At 67.7% G+C, this 23,208-nt stretch carries 19 protein-coding genes and 1 tRNA gene; 6 read left to right on the forward strand and 14 right to left on the reverse strand.

Going from position 1 to position 23,208, the window contains the following annotated elements; translation table 11 throughout:
- Positions 1-125 precede the first annotated feature (125 nt).
- The 9 genes from VKZ50_19250 to VKZ50_19290 form a co-directional block, all read right to left on the reverse strand.
- A complete protein-coding gene (locus VKZ50_19250) occupies positions 126-530 on the reverse strand; it encodes a cell division protein SepF (GenBank protein ID HLJ61868.1) in 405 nt (134 codons plus the stop codon).
- A 65-nt stretch (positions 531-595) separates the two neighbouring features.
- Positions 596-1,270, reverse strand: a complete 675-nt coding sequence (locus VKZ50_19255; protein HLJ61869.1) for a YggS family pyridoxal phosphate-dependent enzyme — start codon at positions 1,268-1,270, stop codon at positions 596-598.
- Between the two features lie 54 nt (positions 1,271-1,324).
- A complete protein-coding gene (gene pgeF / locus VKZ50_19260) occupies positions 1,325-2,149 on the reverse strand; it encodes a peptidoglycan editing factor PgeF (GenBank protein HLJ61870.1) in 825 nt (274 codons plus the stop codon).
- Positions 2,146-3,336, reverse strand: a complete 1,191-nt coding sequence (gene phnE, locus VKZ50_19265) for a phosphonate ABC transporter, permease protein PhnE (GenBank protein ID HLJ61871.1) — start codon at positions 3,334-3,336, stop codon at positions 2,146-2,148. The genes pgeF and phnE overlap by 4 nt, the downstream gene beginning before the upstream one ends.
- Complete coding sequence (gene phnC / locus VKZ50_19270) at positions 3,336-4,106, reverse strand: phosphonate ABC transporter ATP-binding protein (GenBank protein ID HLJ61872.1); 771 nt, start codon at positions 4,104-4,106, stop codon at positions 3,336-3,338. Before phnC ends, phnE begins: the two co-directional genes overlap by 1 nt.
- Positions 4,107-4,284: 178 nt before the next feature.
- Positions 4,285-5,220: a phosphate/phosphite/phosphonate ABC transporter substrate-binding protein gene (locus VKZ50_19275; GenBank protein HLJ61873.1), complete on the reverse strand. Its 936-nt coding sequence runs from the start codon at positions 5,218-5,220 to the stop codon at positions 4,285-4,287.
- 151 nt (positions 5,221-5,371) lie between these two features.
- Complete coding sequence (locus VKZ50_19280; GenBank protein ID HLJ61874.1) at positions 5,372-6,538, reverse strand: M20/M25/M40 family metallo-hydrolase; 1,167 nt, start codon at positions 6,536-6,538, stop codon at positions 5,372-5,374.
- A 91-nt stretch (positions 6,539-6,629) separates the two neighbouring features.
- Positions 6,630-7,712, reverse strand: a complete 1,083-nt coding sequence (locus VKZ50_19285; GenBank protein ID HLJ61875.1) for a hypothetical protein — start codon at positions 7,710-7,712, stop codon at positions 6,630-6,632.
- Positions 7,712-8,494 carry a divergent polysaccharide deacetylase family protein gene (locus VKZ50_19290; protein ID HLJ61876.1) on the reverse strand — a complete coding sequence of 261 codons (783 nt, stop codon included), beginning with the start codon at positions 8,492-8,494 and terminating at the stop codon, positions 7,712-7,714. Before VKZ50_19290 ends, VKZ50_19285 begins: the two co-directional genes overlap by 1 nt.
- A 353-nt stretch (positions 8,495-8,847) precedes the next feature.
- Here VKZ50_19290 and VKZ50_19295 point away from each other — a divergent pair, with 353 nt between their 5' ends.
- From VKZ50_19295 to VKZ50_19320, 6 genes are all read left to right on the forward strand, one after another.
- A complete protein-coding gene (locus VKZ50_19295) occupies positions 8,848-9,603 on the forward strand; it encodes a Clp protease N-terminal domain-containing protein (GenBank protein HLJ61877.1) in 756 nt (251 codons plus the stop codon).
- Between the two features lie 154 nt (positions 9,604-9,757).
- Positions 9,758-10,180, forward strand: a complete 423-nt coding sequence (locus VKZ50_19300; protein ID HLJ61878.1) for a hypothetical protein — start codon at positions 9,758-9,760, stop codon at positions 10,178-10,180.
- 219 nt (positions 10,181-10,399) lie between these two features.
- Positions 10,400-11,068: a hypothetical protein gene (locus tag VKZ50_19305; GenBank protein HLJ61879.1), complete on the forward strand. Its 669-nt coding sequence runs from the start codon at positions 10,400-10,402 to the stop codon at positions 11,066-11,068.
- Between the two features lies 1 nt (position 11,069).
- A complete protein-coding gene (locus VKZ50_19310; protein ID HLJ61880.1) occupies positions 11,070-13,022 on the forward strand; it encodes a copper resistance protein CopC in 1,953 nt (650 codons plus the stop codon).
- Between the two features lie 278 nt (positions 13,023-13,300).
- Positions 13,301-13,993 (forward strand): hypothetical protein, encoded by a 693-nt coding sequence (locus VKZ50_19315; GenBank protein ID HLJ61881.1) that lies wholly within the window; start codon positions 13,301-13,303, stop codon positions 13,991-13,993.
- Positions 13,994-14,174: 181 nt separating this feature from the next.
- On the forward strand, positions 14,175-15,200 hold the full coding sequence (locus VKZ50_19320; protein HLJ61882.1) for a polysaccharide deacetylase family protein: 1,026 nt from the start codon (positions 14,175-14,177) through the stop codon (positions 15,198-15,200).
- A 61-nt stretch (positions 15,201-15,261) separates the two neighbouring features.
- Here VKZ50_19320 and VKZ50_19325 read toward each other — a convergent pair.
- The 5 genes from VKZ50_19325 to VKZ50_19345 form a co-directional block, all read right to left on the reverse strand.
- Positions 15,262-15,331 (reverse strand) — tRNA-Glu (locus VKZ50_19325).
- Positions 15,332-15,340: 9 nt separating this feature from the next.
- Positions 15,341-20,341, reverse strand: a complete 5,001-nt coding sequence (locus tag VKZ50_19330; GenBank protein ID HLJ61883.1) for an LAGLIDADG family homing endonuclease — start codon at positions 20,339-20,341, stop codon at positions 15,341-15,343.
- A gap of 57 nt (positions 20,342-20,398) precedes the next feature.
- Positions 20,399-20,923: a transcriptional regulator NrdR gene (nrdR, locus tag VKZ50_19335; protein HLJ61884.1), complete on the reverse strand. Its 525-nt coding sequence runs from the start codon at positions 20,921-20,923 to the stop codon at positions 20,399-20,401.
- Between the two features lie 363 nt (positions 20,924-21,286).
- A complete protein-coding gene (locus tag VKZ50_19340) occupies positions 21,287-22,552 on the reverse strand; it encodes an ABC transporter permease subunit (GenBank protein HLJ61885.1) in 1,266 nt (421 codons plus the stop codon).
- A partial coding sequence (locus VKZ50_19345; GenBank protein ID HLJ61886.1) for an ABC transporter ATP-binding protein occupies positions 22,549-23,208 on the reverse strand: 660 nt, incomplete at its 5' end. The genes VKZ50_19345 and VKZ50_19340, both read right to left, overlap by 4 nt.

The raw sequence follows: 23,208 nt of genomic DNA on the forward strand, positions 1-23,208 counted from the left end.
GCCCGGGAACTCTGGGGGACAACGCTATGCCTTCACCAGTATACCGTCAGGCGTCAACCCTCGCCGACTCCTCGACGGCCGGCCCCGAGTTCCCATCGCCCCGGCGGTGCGGCGCCCGGGGCGGGCTACTCTACGCTGAACAGTGGTCCAGGCGCCGTCTCCTCGCGCAGGACGTCCGCCGTGATCGTGACGTGATGCGGTGTAAACAGAAAGATCTCGTCGCCGACCCGGTGCATGTGCCCGTCGAGCGCGTAGGCGACGCCGCTCAGAAAATCCACGACGCGCCGGCCCAAGTCCTTCTGCGTGTCGCGCAGATTGATCACGATCGGCCGCTGCGTTTTCAGGTAATCCGCAGCGCTCTGCGCCTCGTCGTACGCCCTCGGTTCCAGCACGATGATCTCCATCTGCCGTTGCGTGTGCAGGCTGAAGATCGGCGCGCGGTGCCCCGGCGCATCGCTCTGGGGCGGCCCCCCGTCCTCGTCGTCGGTGAAACCCAAGAAGCTCCACATCCGCTGCATGATCCGGCCCATCGCACTGCCTCCCATCGCTGCTGCGTCTCTGACTGCGTCTCGTGCATCGTCTGCTGCTGCGTCGTCTAGGCGAAGAGCGCCCGTCCCACCCGGACCATCGTCGCGCCTTCTTCTACGGCCACCTCAAAGTCATTCGTCATACCCATCGACAACTCGGTCACTCCGGCGTCCGGATGCGCGTCCCGGATCCGGTCGCGCAACTCCCGGAGCCGACGGAAGTATGGCCGCGCCTCCTCCGCCCGGTCGACAAGCGGCGCCATCCCCATGAATCCGCGCAGCCGCACCCCTGGCAACCCCGCGATCCCGAGCGCCAGCTCCTCGGCTTCGCCGGGCTCGACGCCGTGCTTCGCCGTCTCTCCCGCGATGTTCACCTCGATCAACACGCCGATCGGGTTCGCACCGGCCTTCGCACGCCGGCTGATCTCCTCCGCCAGCGCCCGTGAATCCACCGAGTGAATCATCGTGAACAGCCGCAGCGCTTCTTTCACCTTGTTGCGCTGCAAGCTGCCAATGAGGTGCCACGCCACGCCCGGCACCAGGGGCACTTTGTCGCGCGCTTCCTGCACTCGGTTCTCGCCAAACACCCTCAGGCCGCAGCCGACGGCTTCGCGAATCCGGACGACGTCGACCGTCTTCGTCACCGCCACGAGCAGCACGTCATCCGGCCGCCTGCCGGCGCGCTCCGCCGCGTCCGCGATCCTGGCCCGCACGCCGGCCACATTCGTGGCGATATCAGTCATGGACCGCCCCTGGCGCGCGTCGTATTCGACGGCGCCGCATCTTTCCCTCTCAGCTCACTCGACCAACCGAATGCACCCCGCCAGGCGCCCGGTCACGCCATCCCGACGGTACGAAAAGAACAGATCCGCACGGCACCTCGTGCACTCCGGGCGCATCTCGATCGATGCCTCCGGCACCCCCGCCGCCACGAACTGACGGCGGAGCGCCTCGCGCAGATCGAGGTGCCACCGCTCCGCGCCGCTGCGGCGCGCCGCGGTCGGCCACCACGACGCATGCGCCATCGCCCGCGCGACCGGTCCGTCCACCTCGTAGCAACAGCCGCCAATCGCCGGACCCAGCGCGGCCCGCACCCGGTCGGGTCGGGTGCGGAAGCGTTCGGTCATCGTCTGCAGCAGCGCGGGCGCGATGCCGGCGGCGGTGCCCCGCCACCCCGCGTGCAGCACGCCCACCGCCGGACGGTCGGGGTCGACAACCAGCACCGGCACGCAGTCGGCGGCGTACACGGCGAGCCAGATGCCAGGGGTGTCGGTCACAAGCCCGTCGGACGCGGGGACCGTCGTGCCCGCGGCGCGGGCATCCACCGCGGCGATCCGGTTGCCGTGGACCTGCGCGGCCTCGACGAGGTCGGCGGGCGCCACGCCCCACGCAGCCGCGAAACGGCGCCGGTTCTCCGACACCGCGCGCGCGTCGTCGCCAACGGTAAAGGAAAGATTGAGGCTGGCGAACGCACCCTCGCTGGCGCCGCCCGCGCGGGTCGTGAACGCCGCGCGCGCCCGGCCCGTGTCCTCTACCACGCGCGCCGGCATCAACGGCACGACGGCGGACCGCGGGGTCCCGTCCCCCACCCGGGTTCGCGGACCCAGCTCCGCGGACGTCATGTCACGCGCTCGCGCACCACTGCGCTCGCGTAGTCCAGTACGGCCACCACGATCGCGATCATCCACAGCGCCGTCGCCGCCTGCCGCCACTGCAACAGATTGATGTACTGCTGCAGCACGAAGCCGATGCCGCCCCCGCCGACGAACCCGATCACGGTGCTGAAGCGGACGTTGATGTCCCAGCGGTAGATCGTGAACGCGATGAACTGCGGCACCACCTGCGGCACCACGCCATAGCGGACCACCTGGAGCGTGTCGGCACCCGTCGCCATGATCGCCTCAATCGGCCCCGCGTCGATGCTCTCGATCGCCTCCGAATAGAGTTTCCCCAATGAGGCGATGCTGTGCACGCCGAGCGCAAGCACCCCGGCGAAGGGACCGAGCCCGACCCACACCGTGAAGATGATGGCGAGCACGAGCGCCTCGATCGATCGCATGATGTTGAAGAACGTCCGCGTGAGGCCGTAGACGATCTTCCCGCCGGGGAAGTGGACGATCAGGTTCTTGGCCCCGAGGAACGAGAACGGGACTGCGAAGATGACGCCCATCGTCGTGCCCATCAGGGCGAGAAACACCGTCTCCACCATCCGCCCGAGCACGACGTAGAACGTCGGGCTCGGGCGGATCGGCCCCACGCCCGCCACGATTTCCGCCGACACGAGGTTGTGGGTCCCCTGGACCTCGGGCGCCGTGAACGTCGTCGTAAACCGGCCCTGCGCATCGGTCGCGATCGGTCCGAGCTGCTGGCGCTGGCCGATCTGATTCTCCCACCACAGCACGCCCCGGCGACCCGGTGCAAATCCTCGGCCGGTCGCGATCACACGGTCGCCGATCGCGCCCGTGTATCGGGAGAGACGGAGCGTTGGACCCGCCGCGGCGGCGGACACCGGGGGCGTCTCACCACCGTAGTAAAACGCTACCGCCACGCGCTCGACGGGGTTGTCGCGAACCACCACATCCGGCGAGGCGAGCGCCCGCGCGAACGGGGCGATGAGCGGCGCGCCGCGCCACAACTCGGAGAGGTGGATCTGGGTGACCTGCCAGCCGTACACGTACATCGTCAGCACGGCGGCGGCCATTAGATAGAAGCGCCACGACCGGAACCCGGTGCCGGGGCGCCGAGGCGTGGGATCGCTTCGCGCGGCGGAGGCGTCCGGGGCGCCGCCAGCCTGTCCCACGGCGGGCATCAGGTGATCTCCACGGCCACGGCGTCCTCGCCGTAGATCGCCTTGAAGCGCGCGTCGTCGATCTCCGACGGAAGTCCGTCGAACACGATGCGGCCGGCCTTCAACGCCAGGATCCGGGTGCCGTACCGCCGCGCGAGACTGAGAAAGTGCAGGCTGCAGATCACGGTGATGCCGTCCTTCCGGTTGAGCTCCTCGATGTAGCGCAGGACCGAGTGCGACATTGCCGGATCGAGGCTGGCGACCGGTTCGTCGGCGAGGATGAGTGTCGGTTCCTGCATGAGCGCGCGGGCGATCCCCACTCGCTGCTGCTGTCCGCCGGAGAGTGTGTCCGCGCGAGCATATGCCTTCTGCGGAATACCGACCCGCTCGATGTTCGCCAACGCCCGGTCGACGAGCGCCGCCGGGAAGTAATTCGCCAGCGCCCACGTGGATGGGACGTACCCCAGCCGGCCGGTGAGCACGTTGGTGAGCACCGACGCGCGCCGGACCAAGTTGAACTGCTGAAACACCATCCCGATCTGCCGCCGAATCTCCCGAAGGTCGTCCCGTGATGCGGCGGCGACGTCCCGGCCGTGGAACACGATCGCGCCGGACGTGGGCTCAATCAGCCGGTTGATACAGCGGAGGAGCGTGGACTTGCCGGAACCGGAGAGCCCGATGATCACGAGAAACTCGCCGCGGGCGACCTGGAACGACACGTCGTCGAGCGCGCGCGTGCCGTCCGGGTACACCTTTGTCAGGTGCTCGATCCGCAGGAGCGGGTCGCTCATCGGACGACGCCTATCTTCGTGCGCACCTGCGGCAGGGAGCGGGTGTATTCCCGAATCCCCGTCTGCCGGCGGGGCGAGCACGACCGCCGCGCCGCCGACCGCGGGCGTTCACGCAGCGCGCCGGAGAGATCCGTCACGGTCTTATCGGATCGCACCGGCGACCGTCCTCGACCACGGGCTAGTGTGGTTTGATCAGCTCCTCCAAGTTCACGCCCGCATACGTCGCCACATCCCGGACGGGGTTGTAGAACGCGTCCAGGTTCGGCGTCTTGACGTGGTACTTCGACGTGAGCAACTGGTAGTCGGCCAGCGCCTCAATCTCATACAGGGACTTGAGCGCGTCCAACCCGGCCGGCGTCTGGGAGAACCGCAGCAGCGCGGTGGTCACACGGTCCTTGACGTCGGCCGGCAATGTCTTGCGGAAGCTCACGGTGTCGTTCGGAATCGGGTCGGACTTCCAGATAACCTTGATCTTCTGCATCACGTCCGGGTAGTCTTTCTGCACGGTACCGCGCGCGTCGTCGAACACGGCACCCGCGTCGACGCGCCCCTGGTAGACGGCCAGCACGACGTTGTTGTGGGAACCGGCGAACACGGTCTGTCCAAAGAACTTCGACGGATCGTAGCCGGCCTTCTTGAGTCCTGCCAGCGGGAACAGGTAGCCCGACGTGCTGGCAGGATCCACGAACGCGAAGCGCTTGCCCTTCAGGTCGGCCAACGAGTTGATGCCGGAACTCGCCTGGGTGATGATCTCGGCGTTATAGTACGGCTCGCCGAACCGCACCGTCACGAGGCGCACCTCCACCCCGTACTTCTGGTGGGCGATGACGTAGGCGAAGGTGCTCAACCAGCCGATGTCCGCGCGTCCGGCACCCATCGCCTCGATGACGCCAGCGTAGCTCGTCGCCACGAACGACTCGAACTGGTATCCTGTCGCCGTTCCCAGCAGGCTCGCGATGCGGTTGCCCGAGGTGAGCACGGTGGCCGCCTCGCCGGACGGCACGAACGCCATCACGAGCTTCGTTTGCGCGGGGGCGACGCCGGCGCCGGCCGCGACGAGCGCGATCACAACCGCGGTCACGAGGGCGAGGGCGGTGGCACGACGCGTGGTCATAACGACCTCCTTGATGTTTTCCGATGCGCCGCCGTAGTTCTGGCGGTCGGGGAGTTTCTCCTGCCGTGGGGATCGGGCACACAGACCTCGCGATCCTCTTTGGTGAGATCGCACTCGCCCTCCAACGCCCGTTCGGCGACGGCCACAGCGCTCAAGGGTGACCGGACGCGCCGCCCCGGCGTGCCGCCGCTGGGCCTGCCGCGGCGACCTCCACGGTCTTCGCCACCGCGTCGGCGAGGAGATGCAGGCCGGGAAGGAGCGAGGTGGTGTCGAGCCATTCGCGGGGCGAGTGCACCTGGCCGCCGCCGGACACCCCCATCGAAACGGCCGCGATGCCGAGCGAGAGCGGGATGTTCGCATCGGTGCTCGACGCAGACAGTTGCGGGGTGAGACCGTGGGCGCGGTGCACATCCAGAATGCCGGCCACGAGCGGGTGATCGGCCGAGATGCGCCCGCCCGGCCGGTCGCCGATCACCTTGGTCGTCGTCCGCACGCCGGCGGCCACTTCGGCCTCGACGAGGCGCCGAAGGAGCGCGGTCAACTCGTCCACGCGCGCGGCCTCGACCGACCGAAAATCCACCTGAATCTCGGCGGTGGAGGCGATCGCGTTTACCGACGTCCCACCGTGGATCACGCCGACGTTCAGTGTCGTCTTGGGATCGACCGGCAGCGGGGTCCGGGCGAGCGCGTGGATCACCGGCGCGAGGTGATGGATCGCGCTCGGCGCGCCATAATCGCCCCAGCTGTGGCCCCCGTCAGTCTCGAACCGCACGGCAAACCGCCGCACCGCGATCCCCTGGTGGACGATCTGTCCCATCCGCCCATCGCCGATCAGCACCGCCTCCGGGCGGACCTCCTCGGGTCGCAGCCGGTGGCGAATCCCCCGCAGATCGCCGAGCCCTTCTTCCCCGGTCGTGGAGGCGAACTCGAGCGCGCACGGCACGGACGCGCCCACGTCGCGCATCGCACGGGCAAGCGTGACCAACGCGGCGACGGCTGCGGCATTGTCGCGCACGCTCGATCCCGTGAGGCGTGCGCCTTCGCGGCGGGGCGGTTGATGAGCCTCCGTGGGATACACCGTGTCCATGTGGGCGGCGAGCACGACCCGCGGCGCGGGCCCGCCGCCGGCGAACAGGCCCCTCACGTTTCCCGCCTCGTCGATTGCCACGTCGAGGAGACCCGCCTCCCTGAACCGGTCGGCGATATACGCCCCGCGTTCGGCCTCCCCGAAACTCGGTGCCGGGATCGCGGCGATCGCCTCCACCAGGGAGAGGTGTCCGTCGATCGCGCGGTCGAGCGCCGCGTGGGTCCCCCGCATCGGGTACGCCTCCGGCATGTCGACTCGACGCCTGGGGTCGTGAACTATGCCGCCGATTCGCTGCCGATGGATGATGTCCTGGGCTGCGTCGCTAGGCCTGGGTCGTGCCGATGAACACCCCGTGAGGAGAGTGCTGCGTGCGGAATGTCCCGAGGATCCGCAGCGTGTGTGCATCGACGACCGTGGCGATATCGCCGTAGCGGCCGGACACCCAGAGATGGCGCCCGTCGGCCGTGAGCATGGGCATGTCCGGTCCCCCCGGCACGTGAAACTTCTCGATCACGCGCCGGGAGGCGACCTCGAATACGCTCGTCGTATTTTCACCGCGGTTGGTGACGAAGATGTACCGGCCATCGCCGGTCACCATCATCTCGTGCGCGTCCCGACCGCTATGGACCCGGCCCGCGAACCGCCATCCGTCGGTTTCGAAGGCGCTGATCGTGCCGGCGTCGCCGCTCGCGACGAACATATACCGGCCGTCGTGCGAGATCGCGATCCCGGCCGGAAATGGATCGACCTGGAGCAGGCGGGCCACCTGGAACGTCTGCGCGTCGATCACCGAGACCGTGTTCGCACGCTGGTTCGAGTTGACGAACCAGCGGCCGTCCGGGGAGAGCGCGAAGTGGCTTGGCGACTCGCCGGTCTCGAGACGGCGCACGCGGCGGAACGTCTTCGCGTCGTGCACCTCGACGAACGTGTAGCGGTACGCCAGCTTGAACAGATGGCGGCCATCCTTGGTGAATGTGATATTGTACGGATCGAGGACCGGAATGTGCCGCAGCGGGCGCAGCGTGGCGAGCTCAATCTCGATCAGCTCGTTGCTCGTCGTGTTGCAGGAATAGACGGTGCGCCCGCTCAGGCTGAGGTGGAACTTGTGCGGTTCACGGCCGACCGGCATCGTCGCGATCGGCGCGAAAGTGCGTGCGTCGACCACGGTCAGCGTGTTGCTCATGCTGTTCGCGATCAGGGCGACCGGCCTGGTCCCGCCGGCATCCGCCGTCCCGCCCGGAGTGCGCGATGCGCCGGAGGTCGGTGTCCCCGTTGCGGCCGCGGCGTCCCAGCCCGACGCGCCGGCAGCGACAACGCCCGCGGCAAGCGCGCGCCGCAGGAACGAGCGGCGGCTCACACGGAATGGCCGATCAAGGGTCCGCTGCGACGACGAGTGCTGCGACATCAGTGCACGCCTCCTGTCAGGTACGTTGTGACGGGTACGAATTCGATGCCGGCCGCACGAAACTCCGGGAGCAGCCGCGCAACCACCAACGGCGCCCCCGTGGTGATATGCGCGGCCGCCACCGCCCATCCCTGCCGCTGGGCGGTGCCGATGAGCGCCCGGACCTTGCCGGGGATGTCCACGGGAGGATCGTCCAGATACGTCGTAATGAGGACGGTCCGGACCCCGAGCTGCCTCGCCACGTCGGTGGCCACCGACGCCGCGTTGGTGCGGTTCTCCTCGAACCACAGGTGACGCGCCCCAACCACGCCGAGCACGTCGGTCATTACCCTTACGTCCGCAGTACCCCGCGACCCCGCATGATTACTCACCCCGACCACGCCGGGCACGCTGTCGAGATCGCCCGCAACGACCCCGCGGATCTCAGCATCCGTCATGCGGACCCACACGACGCCCGTCACCGGCCCGAGGTCCGCGGGGTGGATCGGTTCGATCGGCAGGTGCAGGATCGGGGTGAGGCCGTGGGAACGCGCCTCGCGCGCGATCTGGGCGGAAAAGCGCATGTGCGGGAAGATACCGAGGCCGAACGGCTGGTGCATCGCGTAGATCGGCGCCAGGTCGCTCAGACTCGCCCCGGCGTGCTCGAACACGAGCGCCACACGCGGGTGCGTCGACGGCGAGGCAACCGCCGCGGGCCACGAGCCACCGAGCGCGACCAACACCACGAACCACGCCAACCAGCGGCGCCGCCCTGCTGCGCGCCGGTGCCCTATCCCCTCCATGGCATCACGATCGCTCCCTTCCACTCTTTACCTATTATCCTCCCATTTCGCTGCGGGCGGAATGCTGCCAGACACCTGAACCCGTCTGGAACGATTCCGGTCGCGCAGACGTGCCCCCGGGTTGACCCTCGCACAGAAGGTCCGTTGGAATCTCGCGGGCCAAGGGTCTACCCCTGAGCCGTCACCAGCTTCGTCACTTCTGTTCACGTGAGCAACGCCCTACAGGTTCGTCCGACGCGATCCCCGCGCAACCAGGGGCTTAACGCTTGTTGACCTTTGGCAGTTCTGGCATGATGGAGTGTGTAATTCAGTGTAATTCATTTACACGTAACTGCACGCGGGAGGGGATCGTGATGTTCGAACGATTCACGCAAGGCGCCAGACACGCGATCACGGCGGCGCAAGAGGCAGCGAGGCGTCTCGGCTCGCAGTCCGTCCGACCGCAACATATTCTGCTCGGACTGGCGAGCGAGCCGCAGAGAGTGGCCGGGAGGGTCCTGTCGCACTTCGGAGTCACGTTCGATGCGGTCCGAACGCGGATCGAATCGCTTGCCGACCCCACGGATCGGCCGGTACGCGGGGAAATCGGGTTCGCTCCCGAAAGTAAGACCGTGCTGAAACTGGCGCTGGATGAGGCCCGCCGACTCGGACACAATTACATAGGCACCGAGCACCTGCTGCTCGCGATGTTTCACGTGAGTGACGCCCCGCTCCCCGAGCTCTTGCAACACTTTGGCCTCCAGATGAAGCCGGTCCAAGACTTGATCCCGCAAGAGCTTGGAGAATTCGAGCCGTACCAGGGTGGGAGGCCCAAGAGACGGAGAGCAGCGCTGTCGCTGCTGGCGGGAGAAGAGAACCGGAACAATGTGGTGATGTGCCGCGTCGGCGATCCCGACCTCGAAGCGATCGACACGCTCATTGAGGCAGGCGTTCGTGCCACGCGGAGCGACGCGGCGGCGTGGCTCATCCACGCGGGCATCGAGGGCAACAAGTCTCTCTTCGCACGCCTCCAAGCCACGGTCGGCGAAATCCGGCGTCTCCGCGAGCACGCGCAATCGATTAGCCGCGAGGTGGGATTGGGGGAGTCACCACCACCTCCCACCAACTAGCCCACCTTGCGTGCACGTTCGTTCTCGGCTGACGTCACAGCGGCGGGGCGGTTCCGAGGTCAAGCGGGCGATTGAAGAGGATCTCCCGGTTCACCGTCGGACGACCGGTACGCCGCCTTGACACCGCATCACTGCGCCTGTCAGTATTGGGGACGTGCGAACCCGCAGCGTCGTTCATCTCGCCGCGCTGGGTGTCTTCCTGGCCGGTCTGCTCGCCTCCGCCGGAAGCGAGCGCAGCCCCTATCACGCGCACATCGTGATCGGCGGGACGCTGGCGGAGCGGGCGCGCGTCCTGGCCGCGCACCTCCAGGAGGAAGCCGGCAGCGACACCACGCCCATTTTCGGCGAGCTCGCGCCGGCGCGCGCCCCTCGCGGTGGAACCATCCGTGTGTTTTCCGTGCTGCCGCGTGACGGTGGCGCTGCGTTGTGGAGCAGCGGCGGCGCCTTGCACGTCACCGCATATGCCGCGATTCGCCTGTGGCCGCCTCACCGTGGCGCGGGACTATCGGCAACACGGCTCGATGGCACGCCCCAAGTCGCCCGCAGCGCGGCGGAACCCCCTCCGCGTTCCGTCTAAATACCCGACCAGCCCCAGCGCCTTTCTCAGGACTCCGCGGGCCAGCGCTCTGTGCAGCGAGCGCGAGTTCGGGCATCGCTTTAGTGCCGCCGGTCATCTGTGCGCGGGGGTGTGCTCGCCGAAGCTCCCGGTGCGCGGGGCGGCCCGGAGGCGCTGTCGGCGGCATCTACTTCGGCCGCTTGTGCGGCCGTCATTCCTGATTGATGGAGGAGGGATCTCATGAGACTAGCTGGATGGAGGTTGGCGGTCGCCACGGTCGCGGTCGCGACGGCGGTCGGGTTGTCCGGATGGCTCAGCGCGGCGTCGGCCCATGAACAGCGGGCCGTCGGCTCGGTGCACATGACGGTCGGGTGGGTCGATGAACCCACCTACGTCGGCTATCGGAACGCCGTTCAACTCTTCCTCGCGGACGCCACCAACAAACCTGTTCTCGACGTGGGCGACGGATTGAAAGTCCAGGTGATCTTCGGCAACCAGAAGACGGGCATGCTCCCCTTGGACCCGAGCTTCGATCCGGACACTGGCCTCGGGACCCGAGGGGAATTTCGCGCCTCGATCATCCCAACGCGCCCGGGGAACTACACGTTCCATTTCGTCGGGGCCGTCGGCAAACAACACATCGACCAGTCGTTTACCACGTCCCCGACCACGTTCGACCCCGTGGAGGACGCGACCGGAGTCGAGTTCCCGGCGAAGGAGCCGTCCACCTCGGAGATCGCAGGGCTCGTGGAACGGCTCGGCTCGCGCGTGGACGCCAGCGCCGCGGCGGCGCGCGACGCAGCGGCGTCAGCAGCGCAGGCACGCTCGTTGGGGATCGGCGGGGTGGTCGCCGGCCTCGTCGGCATCGTCATCGGCGTTGGGGCCGCCCGCAGGCGCACGACGCGGTAGCATGCGCTGGATCGCCCGCTCCGCCCTCGCCCTTGGGGGGATGCTGTTGCTCGCATCCTCCGTCTTGGCGCATGCGTTGCTGCGCCAGTCGGACCCCGCGGGCGGAGCGGTGCTCCAGCACGCGCCCACCGCGGTGACGCTGGCGTTCACCGAGCAGCCGGAACCGACGCTGTCGATCGTGCACGTCCTCGATAGCACGGGGCGGCGCGTCGAGCGCAGTCCCGCACGCGCAGTACCCGGCCATGCGGCGGAGTTGGTGATCCCGCTTGGACCGCTCCCGCAGGGTGTATACACGGTGACCTGGCGGACGGTCTCCGCCGTGGACGGACACGTCACCGGCGGGGCCTTCGCCTTCGGTGTCGGACAATCTCCGTCCCAGGCCCCATCGGGCGGCCCCACGACCCCGCCGCCGTCAGTCGGCTACGTCGCCAGCCGGTGGGGTCTCTATCTGGGACTCGGCGCGCTGCTCGGCGCGGCGTGGGTCTGGACCGTCGCGTTCCGAGTGCCGCCCGCCCGGCCGTGGTTCCTGTGGGGAGCGTGGGGCCTGTGCGCGGCCGGCGTGATCGGTCTTGGATGGTCTCAGGCGTCCGACGCGGGCGTGGGAATCGGCCAGCTCCTCACGACCGACCTCGGTCGTGCCCTCTGGTGGCGAGCCGCGCCGATCGCCGTCGCCGGCGTGGCGGTCGCGGCCGCCGGGCGTACACGCGCACCGGGACGCCCGGTGCTGTGGATCGCCGGTGGGGCGGCGGCGGCGGCGATGCTCGCGCACGTACTGGCCGGGCATGCCGCAGCGGATGCCGCGCCCCCCTGGTGGTGGCCGAATGTCGCCGCGCAGTGGCTCCACTTCGCGGCGGTGGGCGGATGGATCTGCGGCCTCGCCGCGCTGCTCGTCGCGCTCCCCGGCGTGTCCGACGAGGAGGCAGGCCGGGCCGCCCGGCGGTTCTCGGCGGGCGCGTCGATCGCGCTGGCCGTGGTCGTCGCGACGGGCGTCTCCCGCGCAGTCTATGAGGTGCACTCATGGCAGGGCTTCCTGTCGACGCCATACGGCGAGGTCGTGGATCTCAAGGCGGCATTGCTGCTGGGGCTCGCCGCCCTGGGCGCCGTCAATCACTACCGGCACGTCCCCGCGGTCGCGCGCACACGGCGCGGCCTCCTGCGGATCGGAACATCGGAGGTCGCGCTTGGCGTGATCGTGCTCGCGGTGACCGCATATCTTACCGGCCTCGCGCCCGCACGCTCCGGGTTGGAGGGCGCGGTCCCACCAACGCCGCTTGTCGCGGACGGCCACGACTTTGCGACATCGGTGCGCCTGCGGTTGGAGACGATCCCCGGAACGGCCGGCGTGAACCACTTCACCGCGCGCGTGACCGATTACGACACCGGACGCCCGACGCACGCGTCCAAGGTGACGCTCACGTTCACCAAGCCGGACCGGCCTGACATCGGGCCGTCGACACTGGACCTCGGCCTGCGCGCGGACGGGACCTACCAGGCTGACGGCACGAACCTCTCGCTCGAGGGCCCGTGGACCATCACGGCGCTCGTCGCCCAGGGTCTGCGCTCGGTCGAGGTTCCGCTGTCGGTGACCGTGCGCAGTCAGCCGGAGACCGTGCGGACGATCGCGGCGCCCGGCCAGCCCACGCTGTATGACATTGATCTCTCGGGCGGCGTCACGCTTGGGACGTACCTCGACCCCGGCAAGCCGGGCTTCAACGAGGTACACGCGACGTTCACCGACGCGAGCGGCGCCGAGTTGCCCATCCCCCACCTCGCCACCATCACCGCGAGCCGGCCGGGACAGGCGCCCCACACGCTGCCCGTCAGACGCTTCAGCGCCGGGCACTTCATCGCGGACGCTACGTTGGCAGGCGGCACGTGGGAGCTGGAGTTCACCGCGACGCCTGCGGCCGGCGGAACGCTACAGGCACACTTGGAAGTCAAGGTCGGCCCCTGATTCGGGCGGAACCGAGGTCGTGGCGAGCGGTCCCCGAGGCTGGCGGGCCCTCACCGGCGAGGGGTTGCCCGGCGTCCGCCCTAGAAGAGGAAGATGATGAACGCAAAGCGCCTGACGGGTGCGGCGACCTGCGGTGCCACGGTGCGGTCCGTCGTCTCAGCGATCTCGCGGAGAGGAGCGGCGCAGGACCGCCCGTCCGCTCCCAACCGTCCCCGTGCGGTTCTTCGGAAGACGTACCGATGAGACGCGCGCCGGCCTGGCTGGCGTCAGGAGGCTTGGTGGCCATCGCATACCTCACGGCGGTGTCGTGGGCATCGCCGTGGTCGCTCCCGCCCCAACTCCTCTACGACGGCTACACCCCTCCGCCCCCGTACCGATGGGTGCACCCGCCCGCCGCGCTCGCCCGCAACAACCAGCCTCCTCAGCCGGGGACGGGCGTGGTCGTGCTCACAGCGTCCGGCTCGGCGCCCGCGGCGATCGCCACCGGAGACGAACAGGCCGTTCTCGTCGTGCCTCGGAGCGCGATCGCGCCGCGCCAGGGCGAGCCCTCCGTGGAAATCCGCATCGACCCGCTCGATCCGGCCACCGTGGCGCCGGCTCCGAACGGGCTGCGGTATGACGGGAACGCTTACCGCATCGCCGCAACCTACACGGTCTCGCATCAGGCCGCGCCGCTCCTCGCACCGGTCAACATCGTGCTGCGCTACGCCACGAGCGCGACCGCGATCTTGCGGTCCTCCGGCACGTCGTGGCTCCCCCTGTCCCCGTCGACGCTGCCCATCACGTTCCAGATCTACGGTCCCACAAATGACCTGGGCACGTTTGTGGCGGCGGCACCGCCTCCGCACGGGCCGCCGCTCGCGGTCTGGGCGTACCGAGTCGTCACGATCCTGCTGTGGCTCGTGGCAGCGGCGATCGCGGCCATGCTCGTGCGTGACTATGCGCAACGTCGGCGCCGGCGGCGGGCGTGAACCGGCCGTACGCGCTCCAGCACCCCGCCGAACGTCCGCTGGACGATTGTCCGAATATTCAATCGATGGTGCCGCCCTGTACGCTCAATCCTTGCCTGCCGCGCCGCAAGACGGTAGACTCGTCGCGTGGGGTCGGGCTACCCCGGCCCCAGGGTCAACCAAAACGTCGGGGGAGATTGGCGTGGGCGATGCGGTCATCCTCTGCTATCATCGCGTAGGTGAACAGCCGCCTGCCGACCCGTTCGGTCTCCTGACGCGGTACGGGCTCTACGTCGAGGTCGGGCGCTTTCAACGGCAAATGGAGCACCTGGCACGCCGCTACCGCGTCGTGCCGATCGACGAGCTGGTCGCGTCGCTTGGGCACGCCGACCGCGGCCCCTCCCTGGCGGCCGTGACGTTCGACGACGGGTACGCGGACAACTACCTGCAGGCGTTCCCCGTGCTCCAGCGCGTCGGCATCCCCGCGACTGTGTTCCTGGCGACCGGCACCGTCGGACGGGACGCCGCGTTTTGGTGGGATCGCTTAGTGTGGCATCTTTCGCGCCACGCTGGCGGTCGTTTGTCGCTCCCGCCGTCGCTTGGCGGTCCCGACACCGCTCTCGACTCGGCGGAGCAAGTGCTCCGCGTGTTCGACGCCCTCCACAGGCGCCTGCAAACGCTCGAAGGACCGGTGCGGGATTCGCTCCTGGACGCGATGGCGGGCGAGGTGGTCCCCGGGTCGTCGCGCCCGGTGACCTGGGACGAGGTACGCCGGATGTCCACGGCTGGAATCACCTTCGGGGCACACTCCGTCTCGCACCCATCGCTCGTCGCGCTCTCCGACGCCGCGCTTCGGAGCGAGATCGAACGCTCCCGGGATGAGATCGTGGCCCGACTGGGGACCGTGTCGACCACGTTCTCGTATCCGTTTGGGGACGTGGACGACCGTGCCGCGAACGCGGTCGAGGCGGCGGGCTTCCGCGCCGCGGTGACCGTTCGCCAGGCCTTCTGCAACGCAACGTCGTCCCGCTATCTGCTACCGCGCCTCGGCATCGGCAACCTGGATTCGTCCGAGTTTCTCGGCGCGCTGCGACGAGGTCGGCGGGCGGCCCACGCGTCTCCGCACGCCGCCCGCACGAGCGCGCTGCTGACGCGTCTCGTGCCGTCCCCGATCCGAGCGGCGAGGCGATATCTCCGGCGGATCTGGCGGAATCGCGCCCACGCCTGATGGCGAGAGCGTCCGGTGTCCATCGATGAAGTGAAGGGGGGAGCGGCCGCTCCCCCCTTCCAACTGCCCGCGGGAGTCGACCCCGCGTTTCCCGATTGAGAATCGGGCGTCCTACCGTCAGACGATAGCAGACCGGGTCGTCAGCACTTCGAATATCCGCACGACCGGCAATGGCTGCAGCCGTTCTCGAACACCAGCGAGCTGCCGCAGTCGGGGCAGACCCCGGCGAAGGTCAGGAGCGGCTGCTGGACCTCGGGGGGAAGCGCCGGATCTCCCTGCAGCGCCACCTCGGCTTGGGGTGGATCCGCCGCCCCCGCGGTCGCATGACCGTTTCCCCCGTTTGCGTGGCCGTTCCCGATCCTGGGCTCGGGGAGCCGGTCCGCCATCGGGAACGCCTGGTCCGGCCGGAACCCGGAACCGTACAGCGCGCGTCCGATCGCCAGCGCGACTCCCTGCGCGATCGTGGTCACGCGCACGATCGTGCCGTCGCCCGACCGGTCGATCGCGACCTCGCGGGACTGCACGCGCCAGAGCTGCTCGATCACGTCGCGCGCATCCGCACCGGTCCGCAGCGCGAGCGACGCAAGCCGTCCGATCGCATCGGCCTCCACGTCGAGGGATTGCACGAACACCTCGCAGAGTCCCTTGGTATCTTCGTTGATCGTCACATAAATGCGGCCGCGCGGCGTCTCGATCCGTTCGGTCCGCCCGGTAGTCACCTTGGGCCGGGGGCGCTTGTGATGGACCACCTCTGTCGCCGGGGCGGCAACCGGGACCGGCGCCGCCTCCGCCTTGGTGCCTTCCCCGCCGGCGGCCTTCACCGAGCGCGCGGTGCTCGCGGTCAGGATGTTCTCACGGGAACTGTCGCGGTACACAGTGATCCCTTTGCACCCCATCTTCCAGGCCTTGAAGTAGATCTCCGCGACCCGCTCCTCGGACGTGTCCGCGGGGCAGTTGACGGTGGACGAGATCGAGTGATCGATGTGTTTCTGGATCGCCGCCTGCATCTGGACCCGCATCTCGGGCTTGATCTCGTGGGCGGTGACGAAGAACGGCGGCAGCCCGTCCTCGTCGGTCAAGCCGAATCGCTCCATATAGCTCCGGACGAGCGGATGGTACACGGTGAACGTGCTCTGCGCGAGCGACTCGCTCCGGCGCGTGTACGACAGGTCGAAGATCGGCTCGATGCCGCTCGTCGTGCCGGCGAGCGACGCACCGCTGCCGACCGGGGGCACGGTCAGGAGCGCCACGTTCCGCAGACCGTGCTCGCGGATCCGGGCGAGCACCTTCGGATCGAGCGTTTCGAGGAACGCCCCCTTGAGATGCTGCTCCCGGTCGTACCCGGGGAACGGTCCCTTCTCAATCGCGAGGTTCACGCTCTCGTCGTACACGACGTTCTTGATGCGTTCGAACAGCCGGTCCACCTCGGCGACGGCCTCGTCCGTGTCGTACTTCAGCCGGAGCTTGCAGAGTAAATCCCCCAGGCCGGTGAATCCGACCCCGATGCGCCGCGAGTAGAGACTAGCCTCGCGCTGAGCCGGGAGCGGATGCTTGTCGGCGTTGTAGTCCAATACGTTGTCCAGGAAACGCGTGGCCAGCCGGAGAGCCTGCTCCAAGTGGGGCCAGTCCACCTGCGCCTGGGGGGAAAACTCATCCGTCACAAACTCTGCCAGGTTGACGTTGCCGAGGCAGCAGCACCCATACGGTTCGAGCGGGATCTCACTGTTGGACACGACCAAACCATTGGCGATGAACGACTTGGTATCCAACACTGTGAGATCATACACGGGTTCGTCAACGCCTTCATCGATCACGGCGGTGACTTCGGTTGTCGAGGTTACGCTCCGGAGCGCGTGGACACGCGATGCGCACAGCGCCTGGATCATGGTTTGCTTGCGCGGCAGGCTGCTCCCAATGTGAGTGGCAAATTTCTCAATGGACGGATATCGGCCAATTGCCAACTGATAGCTGTCATGCACGCTGTGGTAGATGCGGCGCTCGCCGCCGTTCGTGATGTAGTTCAGTCCGGAACGCGACGCATTCTTGTCCTCCGCTCTGTGCGTCGCGACCGTGGAAAAAATGCCGAACTGCAACAGCAGGATCTGCACTTGTTGAATCAACTGCCGAGATGTTGAAGACAACGAGATCATCGGACGTGCGCCGGGCTGCGACACTGTGCCGTCCGCATCAAACAAACCCCGGAGGAACGCGGCCGTTGCGTCCTTGGGCGCGGTAAGAATCGACTCGGGGACCAGCCTGTCGGGCGCCACCGCCGGCCGCAGGCCCAACGCGCCGAGCATTCTCAAGAACGCACCCGAATGGATGGACATCCACGCGCGATTCGTTCCATCTATCGTATGCAAGGGATCCGGCCGGGACTCCGCCGACAGCGTACCCGCTGCGACGCCACCGCCGACGGCGGTCGGCACCTTCCTCTGCACGCAGCGGCCCGTCACTCGATCCACAACGGGCTTGACGTATGGCGCATCGTCCACGTGCATGTGGATGTCCAGGCGCTTCCCATGTCCACGGTTCGCATGGTTCGTGTAGGAACCGTCACCAACCGCGTACCCGAGCAGATACGCGAGGTCATCGTCCCATGCGTCTGGGATGTCAATGAGCGAGCAATGCGCGTCGCGCCGGCGCGGCTGCATCCAGCCCCTGTCGACATGCAGATATGGAGTTCGATCGCGGAACATCGTCTCGACAAGAGCTGGAGCGTTGGGATCGACGATCGCGAGCACGTCACCGGCCTGAAGTTCGTCGATACGCTTCCATCCATTTGACCCGTGCAGCGGATCAACGCGGTCGTCGTTGAGCACCTTCACTTTGTGATCCCCGGTGCCACGCACCGTAAGGCCGCTCGCCGTTTCGACCCTATAGATGCGTTTCACGCCGGTGAACGCAAGCGCGTCAGCGTGAACCGCCGACACACCACGCTCGTCGCCCGCGCGGCGGTCGATCAACACCTCAGGGTTTCGCCGGTCCTGGACGGCGCTCGTGACAAGTTGGTCCAGGCGATGAATCCCGCTCGGTGTCATCACATAGGTGGACCCTACCAGAGAACACGGGTTGGTCGTCGTCACGTTCATCTCGTTATACTCGGACGTGCTCCACCGCCGGATCGAGTCCCAGAAGATCACGCCGGGTTCGGCGTGGTTGCGCGCCCCGTAAATCAGTTCGCGCCACACCTCGCGCGCCTTGACCGTTTGACGCACATTCACCCGATTGTTGTCGAACGCGAGCGTCCAGTCGGCGTCGGCCTCGACGGCGCGCATGAACGCGTCGCTGATGCGCACGCTGATGTTGGCGTACCGCACCTTGTTCATATTGCGCTTGATCTTCGTGAACTCCAGGACGTCGGGATGGTTGTCGGCGATTGTGATCATGAGCGCGCCGCGCCGGCCGCTCTGGCCGATCGTCCCGGTCGTGAGCGACATCAGCTCCATGAACGAGGTGGAACCGGTGCTCGTCCGTGCCGCGTTGTTCACGGGCGCGCCCGCGGGACGGAGAATGCTGATGTCCGCGCCCACGCCCCCGCCGAGCGAGTAGGTCCGCGCCGCCTCTTTCGTCCACTCGAAGATGGCCTCGATGGAGTCCTCTTTGATTGGAATCACGTAGCAATTGTGGCAGCAGGCGAACTCCGTCACGAAGGAATGGTCCTCGTCCACCGTGAGATCGTACACGGTCTGGCGAGCGGGCTCCGTCCACCCACACGCCTTGACCTTGACGAACAACTCGCCGTCCACGACTTTGTAGAAGTGGTTGCCGTCGGACTCCTCGAAGACGGACTCGTATGAGTAGTCCCCCTCGATCCACGCATGCAGCGCCTCGACGTACCGCTGCGTGCTGACCTGAATCCACATGCCGCGATGCCGTGTGTACTTAAGGATGGCCTCCCAGCGAATCGACGGCACAATGCCGAGGCGCACGAGGATGAGGAACACCTGCCGGACCAGATCCGGGTTGGCGAGGAAAATCTTGACCTGTTCCTCGCGGACGACGCCGTCGCCGGCCAGGAGCGCCGCGATGAACGCCTTTTGCACGGTGGTCGGAACCGTCAGAAACCATCCGGGCAGCCGCTTGTCGTGGGCGTGCGTGGCGCCTCCGCAGAACGCCCGCACGAACTCGACGAGGAGCCTGCTGTGGACGTACACGCGCATCCAGTGCCCGGGTTGATCCTCGCGCCGCTGGATCGCCGCCTCCACTCCGAACAGCTGCTGCGTGAGGTTGTAGATCGCCTCGGCCTGCGCCTCTTCGTCCTTGCTGAAGGTGAAGTAGACGCTGTTGTCCGTTACGCCGCCTTCGGCCATGAAGAACCCGAGCCACAACCCGAGGCGCTCATCCAGCGGAATGGTGCGGCGCACCCGCTTGCTCTCGGCGACACCGCGCGCTCCTTGACCGCCGACGTACGCGGTCGCCGTGTACATCTGCCCCGCTTCGTCTTCGATCGCCGCCGCGCTCACAAAGTTGGTTAGATCGAGATCCCAGGACGGCAACGTCTCGCCGATCCGCCCCACCTTGATGTAGTGATCGGAGGTCAGGTCCTGGGCGGCCACCCAGTCCACGCGCGTGCCGTCGAACGCGAGGAACGGGTGGTTCCCCGTCGCGCGGATCGGTTGGTCGCCAAGGTACCAGAGCTTGAGCGCGCGCAGTGGATCCTCAACGTCGCGGTGCATCGTGTGGGTGACGAGGCGGTACCGGTTCTTGTGCGTGAGCACCTCGTCGCCCGGCCTGATCTCCTCGATCGGCTTGAGACCGCCGCGCGCAAGCACGCGGGTGCCGGCCGGGAAGCAGTTCAACGCCGTGACCCGCTTCGGGTTTCCGATCGCGTGCATGATCCGGCCGCCGGGGATGAACCGGAAGCCGTCCATCAGCCAGTAGAACTCTTGCGCGTACCGTTCACGCCCCGCTTCGGTGGGTTCGACTGACGCCAACCCGCGGGCGATCCGCTGCCACATCGCAACGGGCGTGCGCTCGAGCACCCGCCCGTCCGGATCGCGGAGCGCGTACTTGTCGTGAAACACGCGCGCGCGCAGCGCATCGCCCTTGAAGAACTCCAGCGTCTCCGGCGCAATCGCGTTCCGATCGGGATCAGGTGTGCTCTGGGAAGCGTTCACCTCGTCCGATGTCATTGCCATCTGCGTGCCCCCCTGGGGAGATATGGACTCCTGCGGCGTCTGCGCTGCGTCCATGAGTTAGTTGCGGGTGGTTCGGATCGGAGCGAGCGGAATGAGCAGAACCTGAGAGGCGAGCTCCGCCTCGTGCTGCTTGCGCGCCTTGAGCGCTTGGATCTCTTCCACCAGCCGGTCGACATCCCCCATCCGGCGGTACACCGACACAAAGCGAACGTATGCCACGTCGTCGAGCTCGCGCAGGCGCTCAATGACCCTGTCACCGATCTCGCGGCTCGGAACGGTAGGTGTGTCCAACTCCAGCAGTCCTCGCTCGATCTCGTCGGCGATGCGCTCGAGCGTTTCCTGGGACACAGGCCGGCCTTCGCACGCCCGGAGCATTCCGGTCAGCACCTTGGTCCGGTCGAACGGCTCGCGTCGCCCGTCCCGCTTGAGCACGAACACGATCGCGCGTTCGGCCCGCTCGAATGTGGTGAACCGCTTCCGACAGGCCTCGCACTCACGCCGACGACGGATCCCTTCTCCGTCTTCTATGGAGCGGGAATCCAGGACTCTGGTTTCCTTGGCACCGCAGTAGGGACACCGCACAGGCGTTCGACCCTCATCCTATATCTAGCAGCAGGATGCATACTACCACACTAGATGTTGTGGCCTCAAGAGTGAAATTCCTCCGTTCGAACCGATGGAAGGCACATCGCGGGGACCGACCTCCCTCGAACGAGGCGGAGCGTCGATTCTCTTGTATGGCGGATTACCGGTATTCGGGTGTAGCAGGTTCCCTCGATGCGCCCGTTCGACCCCGGCGATTCACCGCGCCTCCGTTTCCCCGCCGTCGCCGGCCGCACGCGGGGCGATGGGAGAGAATCGACGTCGAACGGCCACATGAGGAGGCAGTCTGGGCGCGTCGGTCGCGCCCTCGAGATTCCTCGCGGGGTGACGCGCCGCGGCGGACTACACCCGAAAGATGACGCTCTCCCGGCTCATCAGCCCGATCGCGATCTCGAGCGCCAGCGCGGCGTAAAACGCGCACGAGATCGCCGCGAGGAACAGGTGACCCCAGTTGACGGTGCCGAGCAGCAGTTCCTGAAACGCGAAGAACGCGTTGAGCACCGGGGTCAGGTAGGCCCAGACGGTACGCGCCCAGTCGCTGACGAACTGCACGGCGAGCCCCGGGAGCACCGTGACAAAGTACAGCGGCGTGATGTACTGTTGAGCCTCGCGCGGCGACCGGGCGTAGATGCTGATCGCGAGCTGCACCGCGCTGACCAACGCCGAGAACAGCAGCGCGACGCCGAGCATCACGATCGCCGTCCCCACGGGAAGGTTGACGTCGATCTTCTTCGTCGTATGCAGGAGGTATGGGTAGCCCCAGCGGAGGCTGACCATCATCGTGACCAGGACCACGACGACTCCGCCCATCGATGCGGTGAGAACCGACAGGAACTTGCCGATCACGATCGCCTCGCGGCTGGGCGGCGCGACTAAGAGCGACTCAAGCGTGCCCCGCTCCTTCTCGCCCGCCGCGAGGTCCACCGCCACGGACATGCCCCCGACCACGGCCCACATCGCGACGAGAAACGGCAGCAGGCTCGCGAGCAACTGCCCCGACTCCTGACGCTGAGTAGCCACGTTGCGTTGATCGAGCACGACCGGCAGCAGGTCCCGCGGGTTCAGGTGGCGCGCGGCGAGACGCGCGGCGACGACCCCCTGGCTGTACCGGGAAAGCAGGTCGACGACCTTCGCCCGCGCCGCAGCGCTCTCCGTGTCGGTCGCGTCGTAGAGGATCCCGACGTGCGCCTGGCCGTTCCTCGCGACGATCGTCTCGAAGCCCTTGGGAATCTCGACGACCGCGAGCACCTGGCGCTGCCGCAGCGCCGCCGTGGGATCCTTGGCGCGCACCGGCGCGACCAACTTCGACGTGTACGCGAGGTGAATCAGCGCGGGCGCCTGCCCGACGACCGCCACCTTGGGAATCACGGTCTGGATCTGATGCTGCTGGCGCTCCGCGAGGTAGGGAATGCCCAGGGTGGCGAGCGGCATGAACAGCGCCGGCAGCACCACCATCACGAACAGCGTCCGCCGGTCGCGGATCACCTCGAGCGTCTCCTTCGCGTACACCGCGTAGATCCAGCGGCGCGTCTCGCGGGCGGCGTCGGCGTCGGCGGCTCGATCGCGCGTCCGGTAGGATCGCAGCCACGACCATGCCGCGCCGATCATGCGACGGTCTGCTCCACGAGTTGGACGAAGATCTCCTCGAGGTCGAGCCCGGTCTGCGCCTTCAGCTCGCTCAAGCGACCCTCGGCGCGCACGCGGCCGGCCGCGACGATCGCGACCCGGTCGCAGAGCTTCTCCGCCTCCTCCATGACGTGCGTGGACATGATCACGCAGCGGCCCTCCTGCTTGAACCGTTCCACGAACTCGCGGACGGAGCGCGCCGAGATCACGTCGAGACCGGACGTCGGCTCGTCCAGGAACACGACCGGGGGGTTGTGGACGAGCGCGCGCGCGATGTTGACCTTCTGCTTCATGCCCTTGCTGAAGGTATCGGTGAGCCGGTTCAGGTGAGGCGTCAGTTCGAGCGCGTCCGCGAGCGCCTCGATGCGCGTCTCCAAAACGGCCGGCGGCACCCCGTACAGCCGCCCGGCGTACCGGATCGCGTCGCGCGCGGTGAGACGCCCGTAGATGCCGGCGTTCTCCGGGAGCACGCCGATCACCCGCCGGACCGCGGCCGGGTCGCGCACGACGTCGTGCCCGGCCACCCGCGCCGTCCCGGCGGTGGGGCGCAGGATCGTCGTGAGCATGCGGATCGTGGTCGTCTTGCCGGCGCCGTTCGGACCGAGCAACCCGAACACTTCACCGGCGTAGCACTGGAA

The sequence above is a fragment of the bacterium genome (assembly GCA_035295165.1).
In the GTDB taxonomy this organism is placed as follows: domain Bacteria; phylum Sysuimicrobiota; class Sysuimicrobiia; order Sysuimicrobiales; family Segetimicrobiaceae; genus JAJPIA01.